This is a genomic window from Flavobacterium xanthum, assembly GCF_900142695.1.
Classification (GTDB): Bacteria; Bacteroidota; Bacteroidia; order Flavobacteriales; family Flavobacteriaceae; genus Flavobacterium; species Flavobacterium xanthum.
This window is the reverse complement of the sequence record NZ_FRBU01000003.1, coordinates 109,293-134,748: the sequence shown is the minus strand read 5'-3', so window position 1 is coordinate 134,748 and position 25,456 is coordinate 109,293. Positions and strand designations below refer to the sequence as shown.

The following is a 25,456-nucleotide window of genomic DNA, read 5'->3' as shown; positions in this document are numbered from 1 at the left end:
ATTGATTTATAATTTATGAGGTAAAAATGGATAGTTTTCTTGTTCGTATACTACGTCGTAGAGTTGTTGTATTGGAGGGTATTCAGATTCTTCGGCAAATGTCACACATTCTTCTACTAAAGCTTTTACTCTTTGATCAATTACTTGGATTTCTTCTTCTGTAGCATACTTTTGATCTTTAATTACATCTAAAACTTGAGTAATTGGATCAATTTTTTTGTATTCTTCAACTTCTTCTTTCGAACGATATAATTGAGCATCCGACATAGAGTGGCCTCTGTAACGGTAGGTTTTCATTTCTAGAAAAGTAGGACCGTCGCCACGACGCGCTCTGTCAATTGCTTCCGTCATTGCTTCAGCAACTTTTACAGGGTTCATTCCGTCCACTGGTCCGCAAGGCATTTCATACCCTAAACCTAATTTCCAGATATCAGTATGATTGGCTGTTCTTTCAACAGATGTTCCCATTGCATATCCATTATTTTCAACGATAAACACCACAGGAAGTTTCCATAACATAGCCATATTGAATGCTTCATGTAGAGAGCCTTGACGTGCTGCCCCATCACCAAAATAGGTCATGGTTACACCACCAGTCTCAAAATATTTATCTGCAAAAGCTAGTCCAGCACCTACAGGAATTTGTCCTCCTACAATTCCATGACCACCATAAAAACGGTGTTCTTTTGAAAAAATGTGCATGGAGCCACCCATCCCTTTTGAAGTTCCGGTAACTTTTCCTAAAAGTTCCGCCATTACGCGCCTAGGATCAACTCCCATACCTATTGGTTGAACGTGATTTCTGTAAGCAGTAATCATTTTGTCTTTAGTTAAGTCCATAGCGTGCAATGCACCAGCTAATACTGCTTCTTGACCATTGTATAAATGTAGAAAACCTCTAACTTTTTGTTGGATGTATAATGCTGCAAGTTTGTCCTCAAACTTTCTCCAAAACAGCATATCTTCATACCACTTTAAATATACTTCTTTTGTAACTTCTTTCATCTGAATTTTTCTTTTGCTAAAGTGTTATTGTATTATCAATTTGTACTATAACGCAAAATAGTTTCCTCCCACAAATTTGCGAAATGCAAAAATAAGACATTCCAAGTAAGAACTAAAATTTAATAGGCAATTTTTGGAATTTTTACAAGAATTTTTTATCGAACATAAATGGAAGCAAGTTTTTTAGGGAATCCGATTTGTAAATGGCGCCAATTTCTCCCATGAAATAGATTTCTATTGGTGTATCCTGCTTGATTTCGTATTCTGCTATTGATTGTCTACAGGATCCACAAGGTGGAATAGGGGTTGTGGTTTGGTTCGTGTCCGACGCAGCGGTAATGGCCATTTTTAAAATTTTGGCTTCAGGGTAAACCGCTCCTGCATAAAAAATAGCGACACGTTCTGCGCAAAGCCCGGACGGATAGGCTGCGTTTTCTTGATTTGAACCAAGTACAATTTTGCCATTATCTAAAAAAATGGCTACTCCAACTCTAAATTTGGAATAAGGAGCGTAAGCATTTTTTCGTACTTCAACAGCTTGTGTCATTAAATCCTGAATGTCATTTGGTAATTCCTGAATGGATTCGAACACTTTGAATTGTGTGGTAATTGTTATTTCTTTCATGCTTTTTTAAGGAAAAAAAATCCAAATTTCATCTCGATGTTTTGAGTTGAAATTTGGATTGTTAATTATTATTTTATATTAGTTTAATATTCGTCGTATTTATCTCCAAAATTGAAGGTCAGTGAAAAACGGAGAGTGTTCTCTAGTGGGTTTTTAACTTTTGATGCTGAAAATAAGTAAGAGACATCTACCTTAACAACGTTGTATTTGAAACCAGCTCCAAGGGAGAAAAATTGTCTAGCACCTTTTAACGGACTTTCGTGAAAGTAACCCAAACGCATCGCAAAGGAATCTTGGTACAAATATTCTGCGCCAAGTGAATAAGTGAATTCTTTGATTTCCTCACTTAGCCCATCAGGAGCATCTCCAAAAGATTTAAATACGCCTGAGGTCCATCCTATAGATCTGTAATTATCATTGTTTTGATTTCTTTCTTCAGGTGTTACCGTGCCGTCTCCATTTAAATCAGGATCCTGAGGTGTTGGAACAAGTAACTTATTTAGTTCAACATTTACTGCAACTTTATTATACTCGTCTAATATAAAATCAAAACCAGTTCCGATTTTTAAATTAGCAGGCAAGAAATTGTTGTTGAATTCATCATTATCATAACTAATTTTTGGACCTAAATTTTGAATGTTAAATCCAGCTCTCCATCTCCCGTTGAATTCATTATAGGCTATTTCTTCGGACTGATAGAAACCAGCAACATCAACTGCAAAAGAACTAGCGGAGGAGGCATCATTATTGTCTGAAGCTACTTTTAAATTCGAATTAATGAATCGTCCAGCAATAGCCATGGAGAACTTTTCACTTAATTTTAAGGAATAGGATCCATCCATTGCAAATTCGTTTGGAGAGACTATGGGGAAATCTTCGTTTTGTTCTCCGGTTTGTCTTAGTTCAATGTCTCCAAAACCAAAATAGCGAATGCTTCCAGCAAATGCGCTTCGATCATTCAATTTTTGATAATAGGTTAATTGTCCCAATGAAATATCATTTACCAGATCAGTAAGATACGGTGTATAACTGAGCGAAAATCCTTGTGCATCTGTTGAAAACGCATATTTAGCGGGGTTCCATTGCTGTGAAAATGCATCGGCAGATGTTGCGACTCCCATATCACCCATACCCGCTGCTCTTGCATCAGCAGCTACAAGTAAAAACTGAACGCCGGGCACTATAACGCGCTCCTGTGCTTTTGCAAAGGAAATAAGTAAGAGACAAATTAAAAGGAATATTATTTTTTTCATTCTAGTGGTACTGTTTATTTAACAAATATAGTATATTATTAAAGTATTACAAGTTTTTCAAATTTTTCACTTTTCATATTGGTCAGGGTTGATTTTACGGTTAGCTTGTATACGTAAACCCCTTTCCCTAATCGGTCGCCAAAATCATCTTTACCATCCCAACTTACTTCTTTTGATAAAAAACCTTCTGTTGTAATAATTTGATTTTTTGTCCAAACTATTTTCCCTGTTATTGTCATTACTTGGACTTGAACTTCTAATGGTTCATATGGTCTATTGTGTGTAAACCAAAACTCGGTGTAGCTGACAAATGGATTGGGGTAATTTAATACATGCGTTAATGTTATCGTTTCATCACCTACTACAATAAATTGAATCTCAGCGGTGATTGGGTTGTTGTATACGTCCCAGGCTTTGAATGTAATGGTGTGTAATCCTGGAGCTAAATTCCGTAATGGAAACCGAAGTGTTCCACTAGTAAAATCGTCTAGTGTAGTTTGATAATAATCGTTTAAAACAAAAGCATTGCTGACATCTCCATCTAATACGGCAACAATGTCATGTCCTATTCCACTTGCTGTATTTATCCCATTTTCGTCTTCAAGATTCGCAACAAGAAAAGGAGATTCGTTTGTTGTGCCTCCAGAAACAAATGTTTCATCATTCATATATAACTTCACTCTTGGGCTAATATTGTCTGCAATAGCATTTTCGTTTATTCCCCCTATTTTTATAGTGGAATCATATCCAGTTTCGTTTTGTAAAAGCTGGTTTTTTTTGGAATAAAAGCTAATCCTTCCATTGGCTAGTGGGACTCTGATGTCTCGAGGTACGACAAAATTAAATTCAAATTGGCCGTTAGTTACTGTTGCATTTCCTCTAAATATTGTTTCTCCTAAGACGTTAAAGTTAATTGGAGGACTATTTCCGTCATTGTTATTGGTTGTTCTGCTGACTGCCTTGTCGAAAATAGTGGTAGAAACTTCACCACTATAGTTGGTCAACGGATTGTTGTTTTCATCGGTAACTTCTCCTGTTAGTTTTATTTTTGATAATGACTTGAAGTCGTCGATGGTTTGGCTGACTGGAATATCATTTACTTTTGTTAGTATAATTTTTGGTTTTGGTATAGCAAGCATTATTGCTGGATCACCAATATAAAAAACAACATTGGTAGCTGAATTTGGGTTGCTGTTTTTAGAGATTCGCAATGCTTCTGCTATTGATTGGTACTGATTTGATCCATACGACAATAAGTTTTTTGTAAGCCCATCATTAAAGTTTTCAGCACTAAATTGACCAATAGAGCGTATCGTAGTAATCATGGCAATTGCTCCTCCTTTTGGGTTCCAGTAGGTATATTCTCCAGCGGTTGGTCTAAATGGGTTGTCAAAACGAGAAAATTCACAGGTAATCGTTATGAACAAGGGATATTTGTATTGATTGCTTAAATTCTGCCCGTCTGATTTTTCCCAAATACGTTCTGCTGACAAACCGTCTTCACCACCATGGCCTAAATAATTGAATACTAAAGCTCCTTTTTCGAAAGCATTAAAAAAATCAGTTCTTGCTTTTGGGTATCTGGAACCACCAGCAGAAGCTTCTTGCACATAGGAATCTAGTAAAATCTTATTTACATTCAAAAATGGCTTCTCTGAAGATATCGTATTTGCGAGTCCATTTTGTCTATTTTGTAAACTGGCATCTGACGGTATATCGGAGTCATCAGAAACCAAAACAAAGTTGTTTCTCCAGCTCCCGTACGATTTCACATCATGGTATTCAAGTACTTTATTTACCATTTCATCAGCCTGTTTTGCGTCATTTACCAACATTCTGCCCACTGCAATGTCGATTCCTCCAAAGAAGGAGACAATATTTCCTTCGGAGGGATCCATTAATCCAAAAAAATCATCTGAGGCAAAAGAGGATTCTCCGGTTGTACTGCTGTTTAAAGAATGATAAATAGGCACGACATTCGTATTGTTTACAATCCTATTTTTGAAATCATAAGATGCATCACCAAAAAGATTAATATATTTTGCTCTTTTAGTGCTCGTTGACGCATTTTCATAAATGTATTTTATGCAGTTTCTTATTGCAGCAATATCCTGTTTTCCTGAAGAAAATTCTTGATATATTAATTCTAAAGGAATTACTTTGACATTTAAATTAGAATAGTTGCGATGGAAATTAGCTAATTTCTCTGCTTGTGAAATTAAAGAAGAGGGCGAAATAATAACGTAATCAATATCTTGAAATTGACCCTGGCTATTTTTAAATAAAGTCCCTTTTAGATTTTGATTGGCAACTTTTGATTTACTCTCTTTTAAAGGAGTGTAAAAATCTGTGGCATCAACTGCTACGTACTTTCTTAGTTCGCCTAAATTGGCTTTGAAACTGAATGTAGGCTGATTTGTGTTTTCGATTTTGGAAACGGTGTAAGGATCAGTGACATCCCAAATCTGATTAATTCCTGTAGCATTTGAAAGTTCATAATTTACAATGCCTAAATTGGAACCGGACTGATCGTACTGAAAATGAAATTGCTTTCCATAGCCTTGAAGTTTTCTTTTGGCGATCAGCCTAATATTATCCAGAAAACCTTTGGAACCGGGTACGCCGTTATTGTTGTACTTTAATTTTATTTTTGTGTTTTCTGCACCATTAAAATTAGAGTTATTGGGTAGAAAACCTAGGATAAATTCGGTTCCAGAATTGCTGCTAAGTGCAGGAAAGGAAATGGTACCTGCTGCATTGCCGTTTGCAGTTACGCTAAAGGAGGTGTTTGTGAAAGCTGCAGAGGCTGCTGTTAGCATTATTTTTACAGGAACGGAGGTGTCGATATTTGGAAAAATAAAGTCAAATTCCTGTTCGTTTTTTACTTCAAATGATTCACCAAACCACTGTCGGCCCAAGCGTGCAATGTTCACAAGATCTTGTTCGTGGAATTGATAATCATCAAATGACGTTAAATTTAACGTACTATTTCCCGTAGGTTGTGCCATTGAAGAAATTCTCTTTCCATCAGCTCCTTGGACGTTAATGTAATAATAAGATTTGTTATCATACAAATTAAGGTGCGTTCTGCTTTCCTGATTCCAAGTGTCTACTCCTTCAGCATAAAAAAGGATGTAATCTTCGTTGTTGAAAATGCCATCACTTTCACCGTTAATCTGAATTGCATTTTCGATTAAATCATTCGGATAAGATATGTTGTTTGCCAGAGGTAACATTCGACCGCCATTGCCATAGATTTTGATTTTTCGGGGATTAATTGTAGTAATATCTAGTCCTAGTTGCTGTAGGAAGTTTTTAGATATCTTATAAACACCGGATTTTTCTACATAAAATTGAAACCAGTTTCCACTTGCTAAAACAGTGTTAGAGATTGTGTTTACTCTTTTTGTGGATTGTACTGTTTTAGCATTATTGTTCTCTAATTCATAAGAGAAGGATTTGATTCGTTTGAATCCAAAATCATCCTTTATGATGGGGGAAATGCTAACAAATGCCTCTTTAAGGTCTCTTGAATTCGAGATCACTAACAATGCGTTTATTGTTTTTGGAATGTTTTCAGAGGCTAAGTCGCCAAGCTGATCCAAAGAAATTGATTCGTAGTTTATGTTGGTTATTTGCACCTTTCCTTGTTCAAAAAAAACGGGCTCTTTCGTTTTAAAGGTAAAAAGTAATGTTTTATTGGAAGCATCGTAATGAAAGCTATTGCCTGTAAAATGGGGGATACTAACTTTAGAATCTCCATAAGACATTTCTTTTTTTTCTAACCATTCGATGGTAATGTCACCTTTAATTTGAGTAAAAGAAACAAACGGAAGTAAGACTATAATGGCCAAAAGTATTTTTCTCATTGTTTTTTTAACGGGATTAATAGTGGGTTATTATTAATTAGTAAAAATAAATCATTTCATGTTATTGTAAATAATAATTATTATAAATTTGCGTTGTATTAGATAATTTAATGTTAAAGTTAGATTTGCAGATTTATTAAAAAAAGTTAGATGCTTGTTAATTGTTAATTATTATATTGCGTCACTAAAATTATTACCTACTAAAGAGTATGAAAGCAAACAGAATTATAGGCTTACAGTTGTTGCTATCAATCGTGTTGATTGTTGGTTTCTCCAGTTGCAGTAAAAAATCCAATTCAAAGAACACTTCGAGAGCTACGGGTTGGAACATGGATAGTAGAAAAGGTTCCAGTAAGAAAAAACAAGAAGCAGGACCTGGATTAGTCTTTGTTGAAGGTGGTACTTTTACGATGGGTAAAGTGCAGGATGATGTGATGCACGATTGGAATAATTCACCAACACAGCAGCACGTGCAATCCTTTTATATGGATGAAACGGAAGTGACAAATTCGATGTATTTGGATTACTTAGATTGGTTAAAAAGTGTGTATCCACCAACGGAGGAAATATATAAAAACATATACGAAGGAGCTTCGCCAGATACTTTGGTTTGGAGAAATAGATTAGGTTATAATGAAACGATGACTAATAATTATCTTAGACATCCTTCTTATGCGGATTATCCCGTGGTGGGAGTAAATTGGATTCAAGCGACTGAATTCAGTAACTGGAGAACGCAGCGTGTAAACGAGGCTCTTCTAGAAAAAAGCGGATATCTTAAAAAGAATGCAAAAACACTTGATGTGACAGCGGAGAGTAATTTTGACACAGAAACGTATTTAAATTCCCCAACTTCAGCTTACGGAGGTAATGAAGATATCGTTTTAAAAGGAGGAAAAGGAGCAAGAAAAACACCTAAAGCTGGCAAAGACGGAACAGTTACTGAACCAAAAAATGTTTACGCACAACGTTCATCGGGAATACTTCTTCCAGAATATCGTTTGCCAACTGAGGCGGAATGGGAGTATGCAGCTGCGGCAGATGTAGGTCAAAGAGAATATAACATTTACAAAGGTCAGAAAAAATATCCTTGGTCTGGTGGGTATACTCGTTCAGGAAAAAGACAAAGTCAAGGAGATCAATTAGCCAACTTTAAGCAAGGAAATGGAGATTATGGTGGAATTGCAGGATGGTCTGATGATGGTGCTGATATCACTAATGAAGTAAAGAAATATCCTGCTAATGATTTTGGATTATATGATATGGCCGGAAATGTAGCGGAGTGGGTACAGGATGTTTATAGACCTATCATTGATAACGAAGCAAACGATTTTAACTACTTTAGAGGAAATCAATATACTAAGAATAAAATTGGTGCTGACGGTAAAGTGGAAATTGTTACCAAGGACAACATGAAGTATGACACGTTGAGTAATGGTAGAATAATAGCCAGAAACTTTCCAGGTCAGATTGCTCAAGTGCCAGTTGACGAACAAGAGACTTACTTGAGACAGAACTTTGATAAAAGCGATAATACTAATTATAGAGATGGGGATAAACAATCAACCCGATATTATGATTTTGGCGATTCAGAGTCTGATGATGAAAAAGGAAAATCAGATAAAGTAATGTACAACTCTCCTAAACATAATGTTACAACGGACAGTTTAGGGAAAATGGTTAGAAAATATGATAAATCTAGCAAAAGAACTACCTTAATCAATGATGAATCTAGAGTTTACAAAGGGGGATCTTGGAGAGATAGAGCCTACTGGTTAGATCCGGCACAAAGAAGGTATTTTCCACAAGATATGGCAACGGATTACATTGGTTTTAGATGTGCAATGTCTAGAGTAGGGCCAAAAGCAGATAAGAAGAGATCAGCAAGAAATTAAATTTATAAATAAATAAAATAAAAAGAAAAGCCCTTTGATTAGGGCTTTTCTTTTTTTAAATCGTTTCAAATGGATATTAAGTACATTCATAGTTTGTTTTTAAAATGCAACTCAGTTTCAATAGACACACGTAATATTAAGTCCAATTCCTTGTTTGTTGCTATAAAAGGGGATCGCTTTGACGCCAACACATTTGCCGAGTCAGCATTGGAAAAAGGAGCGTCTTATGTAGTAATTGATGACGATTCTTATTTTATTGATGAGAGAACTATCTTAGTGGAGGACTGTTTGATTGCCCTGCAGGAATTAGCAAAATTTCATCGGGAGTATTTAAATCTACCTATAATTGCGCTTACGGGAAGCAATGGAAAAACAACCACCAAAGAACTTATTCTTGTTGTTCTTTCAAAAAAGATGAAAGCAAAAGCAACTGTAGGAAATCTAAATAATCACATTGGAGTCCCTTTGACATTGCTTTCGTTTACTTCAGAAACGGAAATAGGGATTGTTGAAATGGGCGCAAATCACAAAAAAGAAATTGAATTTCTATGCGAATTAGCAACCCCTGATTATGGGTATATTACTAATTTTGGTAAAGCGCATTTAGAGGGATTTGGTGGCGTGGAAGGAGTTATTCAAGGAAAAAGTGAAATGTATCATTATCTTTCAGGTAAAGACAAGACTGTTTTTATAAATTTGGAAGACGCCATTCAAGTTGAAAAGTCAAAAAGTTTAAACACGTATACGTTTGGGATTAATAAAGTAGAGGCAGCTGTAAATATTACGGATGTAAAAGCCAATCCTTTTGTTGAAATTAGTTATTCGGATCTAGTGATTAAATCTCATTTGATAGGTTTGTACAATGCAAATAACATCAATGCAGCTTTGGCTATAGGAAAATATTTTGGAGTTCCTGACAGCGATATTAAGGAGGCCTTGGAGGGTTACATTCCTGAGAATAATAGATCTCAATTAGTGTCAAAGGGGACGAATCAAATCATTCTGGATGCTTACAATGCAAACCCAAGTAGCATGGCGGTCGCAATAGAGAACTTTTTACAATTAGAAAACCCAAATAAAATTATGGTTTTAGGCGATATGTTTGAGTTGGGACAGGAAAGTGTACAAGAACATAAAGCGATTGTGATGCTATTGGAAAATGAAAAAAAAGTGAAATGCTATTTCATTGGTTCAGCCTTTTATGAAAATAGAACACAACAGAGTAATTTTTATTTCTATGAATCATTTGAAAAATTTTCAAATGATTTACCTCGTGCAGGATTTGTCAATAGTGCGATTTTAATAAAAGGCTCTCGCGGTATGGCATTAGAGCGGACCCTGGAACTCCTATAACGTTACATGATTATTATTTAGTTTTAATGCCATCACCTAAAAAGGATGGCATTTTTAGGTTAATACCGTTAAGTTATAAATCACAATCATTTTTGTTGTTAAAGATTTTTTAGTTGGTATTCGAATGGTTAAAAATTACAGTTGAATTGGATTTATTCTTATAATTGAGCGTTCGTAAACTAAAGTTGTTGTAATAATGAACTATTGTCTTCACATCATGATTAATAGTGATGCATAGGGCAGTTGTTTTGTAAGTTGATTTTTTTTACTTGGTTTTGTGTAGTTGTTTTTTTTGTATAAATGCTGCTTCTTTGGGAAGGGGTTTTTTCGTTTGCCTAAATGAATTCTTTATTATAAACCGAAAACAAGAGTGATGATTTTTCAAAATAGGTCATTCATTTATTTTCTTATCAAAAATAAGCTAAATTGCACCTTTTAAAGAGCGTATTAATTACAAGTAAAAGTACATGTTAAAAGATGTTTTAGCTAATCAGGAGTCTTATCAGCCGGGTTTGTCAATAGATTGTGTGATTTTTGGATTTCATAACAATCAGCTTAAAGTATTACTGATAAAAACTAGGTATAGTGATTTATGGGCTTTGCCAGGAGGTTTTGTGTCAATTGATGAAGGTATTGATGAGGCTGCGGTCACGGTTTTGTATGGTAGAACAGGATTGAAAGGGATCTTTCTAAGGCAGTTTTCCACTTTTGGTAGTGCTAGGAGGTGTAATGTTGACTTTAGCAATAGTGTTTTAGACTTTTACGGGATTCCTATAAAGGAAGGCAAATGGTTTGCAAGCCGTTTTGTCACTGTTGGATATTACGCATTGGTCGATTTTTTGCAAGCAATTCCGCCAGAGGATGGTAAAAATGACATTATAGAATGGATTGATCATAATGACGTGCCTGAATTAATTTTAGACCATAAAGAAATTTTAAATACTGCTTTACAGACCTTGCGTATGGAACTGAATTTGATGCCGGTAGGATATAATCTACTGCCAGAGAAATTTACAATTCCCGAATTACAAAAATTATATGAAACCATATTGGGTAGAAAGCTGGACCGTAGAAACTTTTTACGTAAAATTACAGCTATTGGGATTCTAACAAAATTGAACGAAAAGAAAAGTAATGTAGCCCATAAAGCACCTAACCTATATAGTTTTGATAAAGAAAAGTATGAAGAGGTAGTGAAGAATGGATTAACACAAGGATGGTAGTCTCAAAGCCGATGCAATTCTTTAGGCAGGAACAATGAAGCTTGAGATTTTACCAGAATTTCTGATATTCAAATTGAAAGGTTTTAGTAGGACCCGGTTACAGCACAACTACAAGGAAGATTAAATGGGTTCGGAATTAGAGCAGTTGTAGTTAAGGATATCGCTATTGCTAGATCCGTGCTGTTTTTGATGTTGCCATTTACAAAATTCTATTTAAAAAAAAATAGCATAAAAAAAACTCCATTATTTCTAATGGAGTTTTTGTGGGCGATGAGGGGCTCGAACCCCCGACCCCCTCGGTGTAAACGAGGTGCTCTGAACCAGCTGAGCTAATCGCCCTAAACAATTTGGTTTCTTTCGTTACCGTTCTTGTGTGTGCAAATATACGCCACTTTTCTAGATGTGCAAGTAAAAAATAAAAAAATTATAAAATTTCTGCTACCACAAATGTGCTTCCACCAATATATATAAAATCAGATTTTGTTGCGTTTTCAATCGCTTTTTGATAAGCTTCTGAAACAGAAATGTATACTTCGCCTCTTAAGTCAAAATGAGCTGCTTTTTGTTTTAAAATTTGAGGATCTAATCCCCGTGGAATATTAGGTTTGCAGAAATAATAATTTGCCTCTTTAGGGAATAAAGGTAAAATCTCCTCTAAATCTTTGTCATTTACAACTCCTAAAACGAAATGTAAACTGTCAAAATCTTCTTTTTTTATTTGATTCAATACAATTTCTAGTCCATTCTTGTTATGTGCAGTATCACAAATGACCTTGGGAAATTCACTTAGTTGTTGCCATCTTCCTTGAAGACCTGTATTTTTGACTACGTTTAATAAACCAGATTTGGTATTGTCGGGAGTAATTTTAAAGGCTGTTTGAGTATTTAAAACTGCAATGGTTTGTAAAACGGTTTTTTTATTGTGTATTTGATAATCTCCAATTAAATCAGAAGTGTAGTTTTCAAATATCAAATCAGCAGCAAAAAAGAGTTCTGAATTGCATTCTTTAGATTTAGCTGCAAATACAGGCTGTGTTTCTGGGGTATATTCTCCAATGATTACGGGAATATTTGATTTTATGATCCCTGCTTTTTCAAAAGCGATTGCGTCAAGGGTGTTGCCTAAAAACGAAGTGTGATCCAATCCAATATTTGTAATCACCGATACTAAGGGAGTAATGATATTCGTTGCGTCCAGTCGACCACCCATTCCTACTTCAATTACGGCAATATCAACTTTTTCTTTTGCAAAATAATCGAAAGCCAAGCCTACAGTCATTTCGAAGAAGCTCAGGTCATTTGCCTCGAAAAAATGTTTGTGCTTGTTAATGAAATCTGTAACGAATGCTTCTGGAATATCAATTCCGTTTATTTTAATGCGCTCTCGGAAATCTTTTAAATGGGGAGAGGTGTATAATCCAACTTTGTACCCAGCTTCTTGAAGTACAGATGCTAGCATGTGAGAGGTAGAACCTTTGCCGTTAGTCCCTGCAACATGAATGCATTTTAATTTTTCTTGGGGGTTCTGTAGATGATCTATAAGTAAATAGGCGTTGGTTAAGTCCTTCTTATAGGCTGAAGCGCCCTGAAGTTGATACATAGGGAGTTGGTTAAACATCCAGTCCGTAGTTTCTTTATAATTCATGTTGTTTATTGAAAATTGATTTTACGTTTCCTAAGTCTTTGGAAATTCATCAAAAGTTATTATTCCCCTAATTTGAAGTTAACGGTAATAAATCCAATTTGTGTCGCAGGTGCATTGGCATCTGGTTGCCATCTGTATTTCCTAGCTGTTGCCAGTGCTGGTTCTACTAGGCAGGGATTCGTATTTGTTGTCCCTTTGGTATATTTGGCAGCAATAACATTTCCGCTTCTATTAACAGTTATTTGGACCACTACAGTACCAAACTCATTACATTTTTGTACTTCTTTTCCTCTTGAGCTGATATTTCGCCCATTTAATCCCCATCCGCTTCCATTTCCACTGCCGCCTCCAGAGCCGTAATAACTATTGGCATAGGGATCTCCATTTAGACTTCCTTTGTCTCCAGCAACGTTATCATCTCCTTGTCCGCCTTTTGCTTTTCCATCTGACTTGGGCCCGTTTAGTATACTTGACAATGCGTCAGAAGTACTTTTTGAAGGTTTTGGGTTTTCTTTCGGTTTTGGTTTAACCTCTTCTTTTGCTGTTTCTTTTGAAGGTTGTATTTTTTTAGTTTGCTTCATAACTACAGCCTCTTCTATATCTTGTGAAAGAATATCGTCATCGCTAGATGCTGCTTGCTTGGCTGCAGTTGCTTTCGGTGCAGATTGAATGGGCTCTGTTGGCTGAATCTCTCCGGAACCATATTCAGTGGTTCCAAAGTTTATAGCAATACCATTTTCTGGAGGTGGATCTAAAGAAGTTAATCCTAAATAAAAGAACAAAACAAATAGAATCACAAATAGGATTGATGTGATAGCAAATGATTTTTTTTCTTCTTCTGTTTCTAAATATTTCATGTAGATTAACTCTTTTTTGAAGGACTAGTATCGTTATTTGGGTCTTACCGCTAAAACAACTTTAATTTGGTTTCGGTTTGCAATATCCAAAACGTTGACCGCTTTTTCAATTGGTACCCCTTCTTCAGCTCTCAAAATAATCGCCTTAGTTTGATCGGCAGTAAAAAGCGATAGTAATTTTGCTTCTAACTCATTTTCCAAAACTGGTTGTTTGTCGATGAAAAACTCCAGTTTTTTATTAATACTGACTGCAATGTTTTTATTACTGTCCGTTTTTCCTTTTGCTTTTGGTAGCACCAGGTCTAAAGCATTAGTGGTTACCATAGTTGATGTTAGCATAAAAAATATTAGCAATAGGAATACAATATCAGTCATAGACGACATATTGAATTCTGCACTAACTTTATTTCTTCCTCTTAAATTCATAATTATGCGGGGTCGTTTAATAAGTCTAAAAAGTCAACTGCATTGGCCTCCATTTGGTGCACAATTTTATCTGTTTTCACCACCAAATGATTGTATCCAACATAGGCTATAATTCCAACCACTAAACCAACAACGGTTGTTGTCATTGCGGTATAGATGCCTTCAGATAGCGCTCCAACTTCGATTTGTCCGCCAGAACTTGCCATCTTGTGAAATGCTTGAATCATTCCTACTACCGTTCCTAAAAAACCAGTCATAGGACCAGCTCCTGAAATAGTGGCTAACATGCTTACATTTTTTTCAAGTTTGTATATTTCTAATTTACCAGCATTTTCAATTGCGGTATTAATATCGTCTAGAGGCTTTCCAATTCTTGAAATTCCTTTCTCAATCAATCTTGCAACAGGAGATTTAGAGTGAGCGCAGGAGATTTTTGCGTTATCAATGCGGCCATTTCTAATGTTTTCTCTTATTTGTCCCATGAAATTCACGTCGATTTGTGACGCTGCATTGATAGCCATTAGGCGCTCAAAATAAAGATATAGCGCTATAAAAAACATAATGAATAAGGCAGTCATTATTATTTGACCCGCTAATCCTCCGCTAGTTAATAATTCAATGATAGATAACGTTTTTTCAACTGGGACCGCCTCCGCTAAACTTTCACTTGCAACAGATAGGGTGTCTGCTTGTAACAATATGCTCATATAATTTTTCTTTGTTATTGAAACGCTAATATATTATAAAAATTGTTACTTTTTAAGATTTAAATTGGAAAGAAACGGGATTTTAGATCGCACATTCTTTCAAATTCTGGAGCGGATATAAAAAAAACAGTTTGATAAATTTACAGGGATGTATTTTTATCAAACTGATTTAAGGGAAATCGTAATAAGTCTTAGAATTCGTCTGCTCAAAAAAGAACAGCGCTATAATTTACACAAGTTGCTTTAAAGCTATTTCAAAAGCTGTAGCGCTAATGTTAGTTTTTGAACTGTTTAAAGCATGTGCTTTTTCGATTGCTTTTCTAATGGTTTCTGAAGTGTCTTGAAAAATAGCCTCGTCCGTCATTTGTACTTTCTTTTCCATGAAATAAGCAAAAACACGAGCCATACCACAGTTAGAAATAAAGTCTGGAATCAAACTTACTTTGTGATCGACATCTTCCATTATTGGGCCAAAAAAGATTGCCGCGTCTGCGAAAGGAACATTGGCACCACAGGAAATTACTTCTAGGCCATTGCCAATCAAACTATCAATTTGAGATTGAGTAACTAATCTGGAAGCGGCACATGGAGTGAATATTTCGGCTCCAATTGTCCATATTTTTTGATTGATTTCATCAAAAGGAATCATGTTTTCAGCAACTAGTTTGTTTCCGTCTTTGGCAATAAATAAGGCTCTTATTTCTTCGAATGAAAACCCTTCTTCATTGATTAGTCCACCATCTCTATCGATAATACCAATCACTTTAACGCCCATTTCAGCAAGGTAAAAAGCGGCAGCTGAACCTACATTTCCAAAACCTTGTACGATCGCTTTTTTTCCTTTTACTTCACCGCCATAAATAGCGTAATAATTACGAACGGCTTCAGCCACTCCAAAACCGGTTATCATATCAGCCACAGTGTATTTCTTGGAAACATCTGGGGAAAATCTTGGATTTTCTATGACTTTCACCACACCTTGGCGCAATTGTCCAATTCTGTTGATTTTGTCTGCTTCAGTTGGTTTAAAGTGCCCGTTAAACACCCCTTCTTGCGGATGCCAAACGCCACATTCTTCAGTCATTGGAATTACTTCGTGAATTTCATCAACATTTAAATCGCCGCCTGTTCCGTAATAACTTTTTAATAATGGGGATACGGCTTTATACCAGCGCTGTAAAACGCCTTTTTTTCTTGGATCGTTTGGGTCAAAATTAATTCCAGATTTGGCACCACCTATAGCTGGCCCGGAAACTGAAAATTTTACTTCCATAGTTTTTGCCAAAGACAAAACTTCATTCATATCTAATCCTTTTCTCATGCGAGTTCCACCACCGGCAGCACCACCTCGTAGAGAATTGATAACTGTCCATCCTTCAGCTTCTGTTTCCGCATCTTTCCAATGGAAAACTATCTCAGGTTCTTTATTTTCGAATTTCTTTAATAAATCTTTCATTTTTTGCGATATGTTTAATTTTGGCAAATATAAAAAATAGAATAATGTGAATTATGTATTTTTAATTTTATTTTGAAGTGTTTAAAATTTAAATAAATGGGAATTATCATCTGGTTCGGTCTAAAATAAAAGCGGTTAAAACGCCAAAAATAGAGGCAATCAAATCACTAAATAGAAACCCTTGGCCCAAAATGTAATGTCCTGGGACTGTTTTTCGAACTGCAATAATCCATTCTGATTGATACAGCTGTGAAAATTCAATTGCAAAACAAATAGCAATAGCAATCCACGCAATTTTTAGTTTAGACGTTTTTAAAAGTAGGAATCGGACCATGAAGTAAATCATTGCGGCATATAAAATGTCTCCAATACACAATGGGATAAAAGTAAATGTTCTAGAAAATAGCCCTAGCAAAATAATTGTTAAAATTAGTATCAGGTAAGTGACTCGTTGGTTTTTCATGCTCTAAAAATGACACCGGAACTATGGTCTTTTTTTGCTCCTGTTACGCTACTTAGGACATTGATTTCTCCTCGTAATTTTAAAACGCCGAGCAATGCAAAAATCAATGCCTCTTTGAATTCTAAAATTTTAGCTGTTGGAATTATTAGTTTCATTTTTGGTAAATGGAATTGAATTCTCTCAAGAAGAAAATCATTGTATGCACCGCCACCAGTTATAAAAATACTGCCGTTTTTATTTGGCAAAGCCAAAGCAATTTGCAAGGCCGCATGCTCCGTGAAAGTGCGTAATTTGTCCTCAACAGCAATGGAATAACTATTGATAATAGGTAAGATAGTTTCTTTTACAAATTCGAAACCCAACGATTTGGGAGGTGTTTTTTGATAGAAATTCACTGCATTTAATTCATTCAATAGATTTTGGTTGCAAATTCCAGTTCTGGAAATACTGCCTTTGTCATCATAATCTAGCCCTAATTGATTGGCATAAAAATTCAAAACGGTATTTACAGGCGAAATATCAAATGCGATTCTTTGTTTATTTTGTTCAAAGGAAACATTCGAAAAACCACCTAAATTCATGCAATAATCATATTCAGGAAATAGTATTTGATCGCCAATAGGAACCAGAGGAGCGCCTTGGCCTCCAAGTTGCACATCTTGAACTCTAAAATCACAAACTACAGTTTGGTGGATCAAAGATGCAATCTGGGGCAAATTACCTATTTGAAGTGTAATTCCGTTTTGTGGTTGATGCACTATTGTATGGCCATGGGAACAAACGGCATCAAGATTCGTGAGATGCTTCCTTTTGATAAAATCACTAATAATAGTTGCCAGTAGCAAGGTGTATTCTTGATTCAGTGTTTCGAGAGCCGACGTAGAGAAGGCTACGGCAATTTTTAATTTGTTTAACCAATCGCTTGTATAAGAAACAGTTTCAGAATCTACTATTTTAAATTTCCAATTATTATTTTTCGCAGTAAAGACAATGTGTGCCAAATCTACTCCGTCCAGCGAAGTTCCGGACATGACTCCTACTACAGTATATTTTTCTTTAAACATTGGCTAAATTTACGAAAACGTTTGAAATCTGATATTTAATAATTACTTTTGTCCACAAATTTAAGAACATTTAATTTATAATAAAAATATGGATTTTAATCTAACCGAAGAGCATTTAATGATTCAACAAGCTGCTAAAGATTTTGCTATTGCAGAATTATTACCGGGCGTTATTGAACGGGATGAACATTCAAAATTTCCAACAGAGCAGGTGAAGATGATGGCTGATTTAGGTTTTATGGGAATGATGGTTGATCCTAAATACGGAGGGTCGGGTTTAGATAGTATTTCTTATGTTTTGGCAATGACAGAAATTGCGAAAGTTGATGCATCCGCTGCTGTGATTATGTCCGTAAATAATTCACTAGTTTGTGCGGGTATAGAGAAATATTGCAATGAAGAACAAAAAATAAAATATTTAGTTCCTTTGGCAAAAGGAGAGGTTATCGGTGCTTTTTGTTTATCAGAGCCTGAGGCAGGAAGTGATGCGACTTCACAAAAAACAACCGCAATTGATAAAGGAGACCATTATTTGTTAAATGGAACAAAAAACTGGATCACAAATGGTTCATCTGCTTCTACATATATCGTTATTGCTCAAACAGATATCGAAAAAGGACACAAAGGAATTAATGCTTTTATTGTCGAGAAAGGTTGGGCTGGATTTGATATTGGACCAAAAGAAAGAAAAATGGGAATTCGTGGAAGTGATACGCATTCACTGCTTTTTTCTGACGTAAAGATTCCTAAAGAAAATAGAATTGGTGATGATGGATTTGGATTTGCCTTTGCAATGAATGTTTTAAATGGTGGTAGAATAGGTATTGCATCTCAAGCTTTGGGAATTGCAACTGGAGCGTATGAAATTGCTTTAAAATATTCGCATGAAAGAAAAGCATTTGGTAAAGAAATTTTCAATCATCAAGCGATTGCTTTTAAATTGGCTGATATGTATGTGAAAGTAACTGCTGCAAGATTATTAGTGATGAAAGCAGCTTGTGAAAAAGATGAAGGTAAAGATATTGCACATTCTGGTGCTATGGCAAAATTATATGCGTCAGAAATAGCTTTAGAAGTGGCAAACGAAGCGGTTCAAATTCATGGTGGGAATGGTTATGTTGCTGAATATCATGTAGAACGTATGATGCGGGATTCTAAAATTACACAAATTTACGAAGGAACTTCTGAAATACAGCGAATCGTAATTTCAAGAGGATTGGTATAGTAAGAAACAAATTATAATTATTAAAAACCCTTTTCAATTTCGGTTGGGAAGGGTTTTGTTCATTAAATCAAGTTTTAAATATTGGGATTAGTCTTAAATTGGAAAATAGCTTTGCTTTGAGTAATGGTACGATTGTCTAAGAAGAGCGGTTTTAATCGACTTTAAAGTTTAAAACTAAATCATGTGATGAGCCTTTTTGGTATTCGTCAAAAGTTTAAAAATTGAATTTTATAGGAGTACTAGTACTACTTTTTAGATTTTTAGGAATTGGCTTTTAGTACTTAAAGTAGCACGGTGAGAAACTAAAATGACTACGGATTTAGTATTGGTGTGATTTTTGTTCTGCTGCACATGCTTAAAATGAAGTTAAAATGGGGATAGTGTACTTTTTATTTTGGTACTAATTCCCTTTCTTTGTTGCAATACCGTGGTTTATAAGATAAAACTGTCGGCTCAAATTTGTTGATTTAAAATATAAATATGCTAATACCCTCTATTAAAAATAGCTTAAATGAACTAATTGATTTGCTGAATCAATTGTCCCAAAAAGAATATTCAAATTCTTGTGCGGAATTAAGTAATGCAACTATTGGAGAACACACCAGACATATTATTGAGATGTTTCAGTGCTTAGAAAATCGATATGATTGTGGTGTTGTTAATTATGATACTAGAGAACGAAATAGTCGCATTCAAACGGATACTGCTTTTGCTATCGAAAATATTGTCATGATTCAACAAAATGTGGATAAAAAAAATAAGAAAATTGAGCTGTTACAAGTTATTGATGACGAAGAAATTTGGATTGAAAGTAATTATTTTAGAGAGTTACTTTATAATTTGGAACATTGTATTCATCATCAAGCATTGATAAAAGTAGCTATTTTACAATGTGAAACCGTTACTGTTAATCCTGATTTTGGTGTTGCTCGCTCTACAATAGAATATAGGAAGCAATGTGCACAGTAAGTTTTGTAACCACAAAGGATAAAATTATCATTACCTCTAATCGGGATGAAAAAATAGTGCGACCTAGCGCTATTCCACCTAGACTCTATACAATAAATGGGAATGATCTTATTTTTCCAAAGGATCCGTTAGCAGGTGGAACTTGGTTTGTTACTAGAGCAGATGGAACGATTTTAGTGCTGTTAAATGGCGCTGATGAAAAGCATAAAGTACAACTGCCGTATCGAAAAAGTAGGGGTTTGGTTGTTTTAGATGTGATCAGCAGCTTTTCGCCAAAGGATTTCTGGAACGACATTGATTTAGAAAATATAGAACCGTTTACTTTAGTTTTATTTCAAAATAAGATGCTTTTTCAATTGCGATGGAACGGAAAGGAGAAAGAAACCACGCCTTTGGATATTAAAAAAAATCACATTTGGTCATCATCTACTTTATATCCGTTGGCCATTCGAGAAAAACGCTCGAATTGGTTTCATACTTTTGTGGATCAGAATTCGGAGATTTCAGTATCAACAATGTATGGTTTTCATCGCCACACGGAGTCCGGAAATAATGAAAACGGCCTTGTGATTAATAGGAATGACAAGTTGAAGACCTTAAGTATCACGCAATCCGTGTTGGAAAATAATAAAGTCAGTATCTTTCACTATGATTTGATTGCCCAACAGGAGTATTCTTCGTCATTTATCACCGTTTAATAACTATAGTATGAAACTATTTTTTCATAAAATTACGCATTGGGAATACTGGCCTTTCCAGATTGTATATATTCCTATTTATTTTTTATGGTCCTATTATTCCCTCAAGGCAAAGTCAATTTTTTTCTTCAATGCCTGTAATCCAACCATCAAGAATGGAGGTTTTATGATGGAATCGAAGAAAGAAATTTACGATTTGATTCCACAACAGTATTTCCCGAAAACGGAATTAATAAAAGAGGGAACTGATCTTCAAAACGTTTTGAATGTTATCACAAAAGCAAAAATAAAATACCCTTTGATTGCAAAACCCGATATAGGTCTGCGTGGTTCTGCAGTAAAAAAAATCAATTCAATAGCCGATTTAGAAGAATATACACAGAAAGCAAATTTCGATTATGTGGTTCAGGATTTAATTCCATTTGATAATGAAGTTGGCATTTTCTATGTACGTTATCCTCATGAAAAAGCGGGTAGAATTACAGGAATCGTATCAAAGGAATTTTTGATTGTCACTGGTAACGGCTTTTCAACTGTAGAGGAATTGATTAAAGAAAATCCACGATATGAATTACAATTGCCCGTTTTAAAGCAGGAATACGGTCGAAAACTACTCGATATTTTACCTAAAGGGGAGAAATTGAATTTGGTGCCTTATGGGAATCATGCTCGAGGCGCAAAATTCATTGATGGAAATCATTGGATAACTCCAAAATTAACACAGACTATAAACGAAATGTGTTTGCAAATTCCAGGTTTCTATTTTGGTAGATTGGATGTAATGTACCATACTATCGTAGAACTGGAGCAAGGACTTAATTTTTCAGTTGTAGAACTAAATGGCGCTGGGAGTGAACCCACTCACATATACGACCCAAAGCATTCTTTGTTTTTTGCTTGGAAAGAACTCGCACGGCATATTACGTATATGTATGAAATAAGCGCAGCGAACCATAAAAAGGGTGCTTGCTATTTACTGCATAAGGAAGGCATGAAAGAATATAAAATGCACTTAGAACAAAGCAATAAAATTGTAAATTTTTAAAGTAATGAAGGCATTAAAGAACATTTTTATTGGTTTTTTAGTGAGCTTTATTGGTTCCATACCGTTAGGATATTTGAATTTGATCGGTTTCGAAATATATGTCAAACTTGGGTTTAATAGCTTGTTTTTGTTTTTAGCCGGAGTCATTTTCGTAGAGCTGTTCGTGATTTATTTATCATTACTATTTGCAAAGCAATTGGTTAGTAATAAGAAATTAATGAAGATCATTGATTTTTGTGCTATTTTCTTTCTCTTAATTTTAGCGTATTCGTTTTTTGCTAGCGCTAATCAACCAATAGAACAACAAGGAATAGTAGAAAAATATGCGACGTATTCTCCTTTTTTAATTGGTGTTTTTTTGAGCGCTATTAATTTTCTTCAAGTACCATTTTGGACCGGATGGAATCTCTATTTGATGAATGGGAATTATATTTCAATTGTAAATAAAGACAAAGTGTATTATATTGCAGGAACTTTGGTAGGTACATTTATGGGGATGCTTGGTTTAATTTTGATTTTAAACACATTAGCTCAAAATACAAGTAGCTTTTCTATGTATGTAATCCCAGTCGTAATTCCGTTCTTTTTTGTGGTTTTGGCTGTTGTTCAAATAGTCAAAGTTTATAGAAAACATTATCGAAATAAAACGGAATTATAAAAGTGTAATTCTAATTCACAGCTGTCTTTATTAATACTAATTCTTTTCAATTATGAAAAAACTTTTTCTTTTACTCCCATTTCTTTTCTTATGTTGCAAACCTTCTTCTGTAGTTGTAAAGGATGCTGCAAATAGTGTTCCATCGCATCTCGCGTATACGGTGCAGCAAAAGGATGTTGCTAAAACGTTACAATATTTAGCTTCAGATGAATTGGAAGGAAGGGAAACTGGACAAGCAGGGATGGTAAAAGCTGCGGATTATTTAGAGCAATTTTTTAAAGATAATAGGGTAAAGCCCTATTTCATATCGTATCGGGATACACTTTCAACTTTCAAGGGTACTGCGTTTAATGTAGTTGGTTATGTTGAAGGTACTGATGCTGTTCTAAAAAATGAATTTATAATTCTAAGCGCGCATTATGATCATATCGGAATAGATAAAAAAGGGGTGAATGGGGATTTTATTAATAATGGTGCCAATGATGATGCCTCAGGAACAACCGCAGTTGCCGAAATGGCAAAGTATTTCAGCAGTGCCAAAAATAACAAACGAAGCATTCTTTTTGTGTTTTTTGCAGGAGAAGAAAAGGGATTATTAGGGTCTAAACATTTAGCCAAGAAATTGAAAGCACAGGATTTTAAACTCTATGCGCAGTTCAATATTGAGATGATTGGTGTCCCAATGAAAAGAGATTATTTAGCTTATATTACGGGTTTTGATAAGTCGAATATGGCTGGGAAAATAAATCAATATACTGGGAAAAACACGATTGGTTTTCTTCCAAAGGAAACCGAATTTCAACTCTTTTACAGATCAGATAACTTCTCTTTTTATGATGTTTTCAAAGTTCCTTGCCAATCGGTTAGTACTTTCGATTTTGAGAATTTTGAATTCTATCATCATGTTTCAGATGATTTTAATGCAATGGATATTCCCCACATGACGTCCTTTATACAAGAATTATTGCCTGCTGTAGCACAAATGGCAAACACACCTACTCAAGAAATAATAATGCTTAAATAAGATAAGAAACGGATTGCTTCATGTCATAAGCCAAAATATAATAGTCATTAGTGTTGAATTGAAAATCGCCTATAATAGTCCATTTTAGCTTTTTGGTATGCGCTTTGGTGGAGGGGATATTAATTTTGTTAATGAAGGTCAAACTCAAAGGGTATTTTTGCGACAGGTTTATTCTCATTAACTCAAAAAGGGAAGTTATTAATCCCTTTCCACGGTAGTCCTTATGAATACAAACGGGTCCATATTGGAAACTATTGGTGGTAGTGATCTTAAAATCTAAAAAAGTTAGTTTGGGAAAAAGGGAATTCATATAGTTAAAAATGGGCCATTGATTGAAGAATTCCCAACTACCGGCAAAAATATACCCAATGATTTTGTTGTTATCTTTTGCTAGGAACAATTCTTCTTTTTGGATAACTTCGGTAAGTTGTTGTACTGTAAATGGCGTGGTAACAAATCCAAAAGCTTTTTCTTCTTCGGATAAATTAGTGACAAGGTATAAATCTTGTAGTGCCAAAACGCCTTCAATATCACTTATTTTTGCGATTTGGAATGTGATAATTTCTCTCATTTTCTGATAATTCGATGGTTAGGATTTTGAATCAAAAATAATGAATTTTATAATAAAATTTTAATTTCATTGCCGTAATAATCTTGGCGTAAAGCAGTACTTTTTTGTTGGTTTTGTTTATTTTTGTTTCATGAAAAATATTATTATCACAGGAACAAGTAGGGGGATAGGATTTGAATTGGCCTTGCTATTTGCAGCTGCCGGTCATCAGGTGCTTGCTATTTCTAGAAAAATTCCTCAGGCGTTATTGGGGAACGAAAATATTACTTGTCTTTCGGTTGATTTATCCAATGAATTGGAATTAGATAGAGTAAGTAGTTTTCTTTCTAAGTCGTGGAAACAAGTAGATGCCGTCATTCATAACGCAGGAAGTTTATTGTTGAAACCTTTTCTAGAAACAACCCAAGAGGATTTCGAAAATATCTATAAAGTAAATGTCTTTGGAGTCGCTAATTTGACACGTATTTGTTTGCCGTACCTACATAAAGGAAGCCATGTAGTAACGATTAGTTCTATGGGCGGAATTCAGGGAAGTTTGAAGTTTGCTGGATTGGCGGCTTATAGTTCGAGTAAAGGAGCCGTGATTACATTATCAGAATTACTGGCAGAAGAATACAAAGATCGTGGAATTTCATTCAACGTTTTAGCGTTAGGATCAGTGCAAACTGAAATGCTAGCTGAAGCTTTTCCAGGCTATCAAGCACCTATATCAGCAAGTGAAATGGCAAATTATATTTATGATTTTACGTTGAACGGTAATAAATATTTCAATGGAAAAGTGTTGCAAGTTTCTTCAACTAATCCGTAACTCCTATTTGTTTTGAGCGAAACCTTAGCCAGATACATTCCCGAGCATGCGGTAAAACCCGTTTTCGAACTTATTGTTGCCAATCAAGTGCATCTTAAGATTGTCAACGAGCGCCAGACGCGTCATGGAGATTATCGAAAAGGACTGAATGGAAAGCATGAAATTACGGTAAACTCAAACCTGAATAAATACAAGTTTTTGATCACCTTGATTCATGAGATTGCGCATTTGGTGGCCTTTGAGAAATTTGGGCGAAACATTAAGCCGCATGGAAATGAATGGAAATATTCTTTCCAAAGGTTAATGATTCCATACATTCGTCCGGAGATTTTTCCTAATCATTTATTGCCTTTACTGGCGAGACATTTCAAAAATCCAACAGCCAGCAGCGATACAGATGCTAATTTGGCTTTGGCACTGAAGCAATTTGATCAGCAAAATGATAAAAATTACGTTTTTGAAATTCCTTACGGCAGTGTTTTCCGAATCCAAAATGGAAAGATTTTCAAGAAAATAGCCGTTAGAACCAAACGTTTTGAATGCCTTGAAATGAATTCTGGAAAAACGTATTTATTCAATCCCAATGCTGAGGTGGAGTTGTTGAAATCAAGCTAGGT

General features: G+C 35.1%; 23 protein-coding genes and 1 tRNA gene. 11 read left to right on the top strand and 13 right to left on the bottom strand.

The window, feature by feature from the left end; translation table 11 throughout:
- Positions 1 to 6: 6 nt before the first annotated feature.
- The 4 genes from pdhA to porU form a co-directional block, all read right to left on the bottom strand.
- Complete coding sequence (gene pdhA / locus BUC11_RS02485) at positions 7 to 1,005, bottom strand: pyruvate dehydrogenase (acetyl-transferring) E1 component subunit alpha (protein WP_073351563.1); 999 nt, start codon at positions 1,003 to 1,005, stop codon at positions 7 to 9.
- A gap of 142 nt (positions 1,006 to 1,147) precedes the next feature.
- Positions 1,148 to 1,630 carry a cytidine deaminase gene (cdd, locus tag BUC11_RS02480; RefSeq protein WP_073351561.1) on the bottom strand — a complete coding sequence of 161 codons (483 nt, stop codon included), beginning with the start codon at positions 1,628 to 1,630 and terminating at the stop codon, positions 1,148 to 1,150.
- Positions 1,631 to 1,713: 83 nt separating this feature from the next.
- Positions 1,714 to 2,883, bottom strand: a complete 1,170-nt coding sequence (gene porV, locus BUC11_RS02475; RefSeq protein WP_073351558.1) for a type IX secretion system outer membrane channel protein PorV — start codon at positions 2,881 to 2,883, stop codon at positions 1,714 to 1,716.
- A 38-nt stretch (positions 2,884 to 2,921) separates the two neighbouring features.
- Entirely contained in the window at positions 2,922 to 6,752 is a 3,831-nt protein-coding gene (porU, locus tag BUC11_RS02470; protein ID WP_073351556.1) for a type IX secretion system sortase PorU, read from the bottom strand.
- Between the two features lie 209 nt (positions 6,753 to 6,961).
- Between porU and gldJ the strand changes: the two genes are divergently transcribed.
- From gldJ to BUC11_RS02455, 3 genes are all read left to right on the top strand, one after another.
- Complete coding sequence (gene gldJ, locus BUC11_RS02465) at positions 6,962 to 8,647, top strand: gliding motility lipoprotein GldJ (protein WP_073351554.1); 1,686 nt, start codon at positions 6,962 to 6,964, stop codon at positions 8,645 to 8,647.
- Between the two features lie 69 nt (positions 8,648 to 8,716).
- The gene (locus BUC11_RS02460; protein WP_073351553.1) at positions 8,717 to 10,000 is read left to right on the top strand and encodes a UDP-N-acetylmuramoyl-tripeptide--D-alanyl-D-alanine ligase; all 1,284 of its coding nucleotides are present in this window, start codon (positions 8,717 to 8,719) and stop codon (positions 9,998 to 10,000) included.
- A 467-nt stretch (positions 10,001 to 10,467) separates the two neighbouring features.
- Positions 10,468 to 11,223 (top strand): NUDIX hydrolase, encoded by a 756-nt coding sequence (locus BUC11_RS02455; RefSeq protein WP_073351551.1) that lies wholly within the window; start codon positions 10,468 to 10,470, stop codon positions 11,221 to 11,223.
- A gap of 264 nt (positions 11,224 to 11,487) precedes the next feature.
- On the opposite strand, the gene BUC11_RS02450 is transcribed toward BUC11_RS02455, so the two are convergent.
- The 8 genes from BUC11_RS02450 to BUC11_RS02415 all read right to left on the bottom strand — a co-directional run bounded on the left by BUC11_RS02450 (position 11,488) and on the right by BUC11_RS02415 (position 17,841).
- Positions 11,488 to 11,562: transfer RNA gene (locus tag BUC11_RS02450), tRNA-Val, on the bottom strand.
- 85 nt (positions 11,563 to 11,647) lie between these two features.
- Positions 11,648 to 12,868, bottom strand: a complete 1,221-nt coding sequence (locus tag BUC11_RS02445) for a bifunctional folylpolyglutamate synthase/dihydrofolate synthase (RefSeq protein WP_073351548.1) — start codon at positions 12,866 to 12,868, stop codon at positions 11,648 to 11,650.
- A 59-nt stretch (positions 12,869 to 12,927) separates the two neighbouring features.
- Complete coding sequence (locus BUC11_RS02440) at positions 12,928 to 13,725, bottom strand: energy transducer TonB (RefSeq protein WP_073351544.1); 798 nt, start codon at positions 13,723 to 13,725, stop codon at positions 12,928 to 12,930.
- A 33-nt stretch (positions 13,726 to 13,758) separates the two neighbouring features.
- The gene (locus BUC11_RS02435) at positions 13,759 to 14,151 is read right to left on the bottom strand and encodes an ExbD/TolR family protein (protein ID WP_073351542.1); all 393 of its coding nucleotides are present in this window, start codon (positions 14,149 to 14,151) and stop codon (positions 13,759 to 13,761) included.
- 2 nt (positions 14,152 to 14,153) lie between these two features.
- The gene (locus BUC11_RS02430; RefSeq protein ID WP_073351540.1) at positions 14,154 to 14,858 is read right to left on the bottom strand and encodes a MotA/TolQ/ExbB proton channel family protein; all 705 of its coding nucleotides are present in this window, start codon (positions 14,856 to 14,858) and stop codon (positions 14,154 to 14,156) included.
- A 229-nt stretch (positions 14,859 to 15,087) separates the two neighbouring features.
- Positions 15,088 to 16,314 carry a Glu/Leu/Phe/Val dehydrogenase dimerization domain-containing protein gene (locus BUC11_RS02425; RefSeq protein WP_073351538.1) on the bottom strand — a complete coding sequence of 409 codons (1,227 nt, stop codon included), beginning with the start codon at positions 16,312 to 16,314 and terminating at the stop codon, positions 15,088 to 15,090.
- Between the two features lie 106 nt (positions 16,315 to 16,420).
- The gene (locus BUC11_RS02420) at positions 16,421 to 16,777 is read right to left on the bottom strand and encodes a ribosomal maturation YjgA family protein (RefSeq protein ID WP_073351536.1); all 357 of its coding nucleotides are present in this window, start codon (positions 16,775 to 16,777) and stop codon (positions 16,421 to 16,423) included.
- Positions 16,774 to 17,841, bottom strand: a complete 1,068-nt coding sequence (locus tag BUC11_RS02415) for an anhydro-N-acetylmuramic acid kinase (protein ID WP_073351534.1) — start codon at positions 17,839 to 17,841, stop codon at positions 16,774 to 16,776. Before BUC11_RS02415 ends, BUC11_RS02420 begins: the two co-directional genes overlap by 4 nt.
- Positions 17,842 to 17,929: 88 nt before the next feature.
- Between BUC11_RS02415 and BUC11_RS02410 the strand changes: the two genes are divergently transcribed.
- The 6 genes from BUC11_RS02410 (at position 17,930) to BUC11_RS02385 (ending at position 23,460) form a co-directional block, all read left to right on the top strand.
- On the top strand, positions 17,930 to 19,066 hold the full coding sequence (locus BUC11_RS02410; protein WP_073351533.1) for an acyl-CoA dehydrogenase family protein: 1,137 nt from the start codon (positions 17,930 to 17,932) through the stop codon (positions 19,064 to 19,066).
- Positions 19,067 to 19,546: 480 nt separating this feature from the next.
- Positions 19,547 to 20,035: a hypothetical protein gene (locus BUC11_RS02405; RefSeq protein WP_073351530.1), complete on the top strand. Its 489-nt coding sequence runs from the start codon at positions 19,547 to 19,549 to the stop codon at positions 20,033 to 20,035.
- Positions 20,023 to 20,733: an NRDE family protein gene (locus BUC11_RS02400; protein ID WP_073351529.1), complete on the top strand. Its 711-nt coding sequence runs from the start codon at positions 20,023 to 20,025 to the stop codon at positions 20,731 to 20,733. Before BUC11_RS02405 ends, BUC11_RS02400 begins: the two co-directional genes overlap by 13 nt.
- A 10-nt stretch (positions 20,734 to 20,743) precedes the next feature.
- Complete coding sequence (locus tag BUC11_RS02395) at positions 20,744 to 21,778, top strand: ATP-grasp domain-containing protein (RefSeq protein WP_073351527.1); 1,035 nt, start codon at positions 20,744 to 20,746, stop codon at positions 21,776 to 21,778.
- Positions 21,779 to 21,782: 4 nt separating this feature from the next.
- Positions 21,783 to 22,436, top strand: a complete 654-nt coding sequence (locus BUC11_RS02390; protein ID WP_073351526.1) for a LysE family transporter — start codon at positions 21,783 to 21,785, stop codon at positions 22,434 to 22,436.
- 52 nt (positions 22,437 to 22,488) lie between these two features.
- Entirely contained in the window at positions 22,489 to 23,460 is a 972-nt protein-coding gene (locus tag BUC11_RS02385; protein WP_073351525.1) for a M20/M25/M40 family metallo-hydrolase, read from the top strand.
- On the opposite strand, the gene BUC11_RS02380 is transcribed toward BUC11_RS02385, so the two are convergent.
- Positions 23,453 to 24,031, bottom strand: coding sequence for a GNAT family acetyltransferase (locus BUC11_RS02380; RefSeq protein WP_073351523.1), 579 nt, complete (start codon positions 24,029 to 24,031; stop codon positions 23,453 to 23,455). The genes BUC11_RS02385 and BUC11_RS02380 overlap by 8 nt on opposite strands.
- A 130-nt stretch (positions 24,032 to 24,161) precedes the next feature.
- Between BUC11_RS02380 and BUC11_RS02375 the strand changes: the two genes are divergently transcribed.
- Both BUC11_RS02375 and BUC11_RS02370 read left to right on the top strand, forming a co-directional pair.
- Positions 24,162 to 24,839 carry an SDR family NAD(P)-dependent oxidoreductase gene (locus BUC11_RS02375; protein WP_073351521.1) on the top strand — a complete coding sequence of 226 codons (678 nt, stop codon included), beginning with the start codon at positions 24,162 to 24,164 and terminating at the stop codon, positions 24,837 to 24,839.
- A gap of 12 nt (positions 24,840 to 24,851) precedes the next feature.
- Positions 24,852 to 25,454, top strand: a complete 603-nt coding sequence (locus BUC11_RS02370; RefSeq protein WP_073351519.1) for a SprT-like domain-containing protein — start codon at positions 24,852 to 24,854, stop codon at positions 25,452 to 25,454.
- Positions 25,455 to 25,456: the final 2 nt, after the last annotated feature.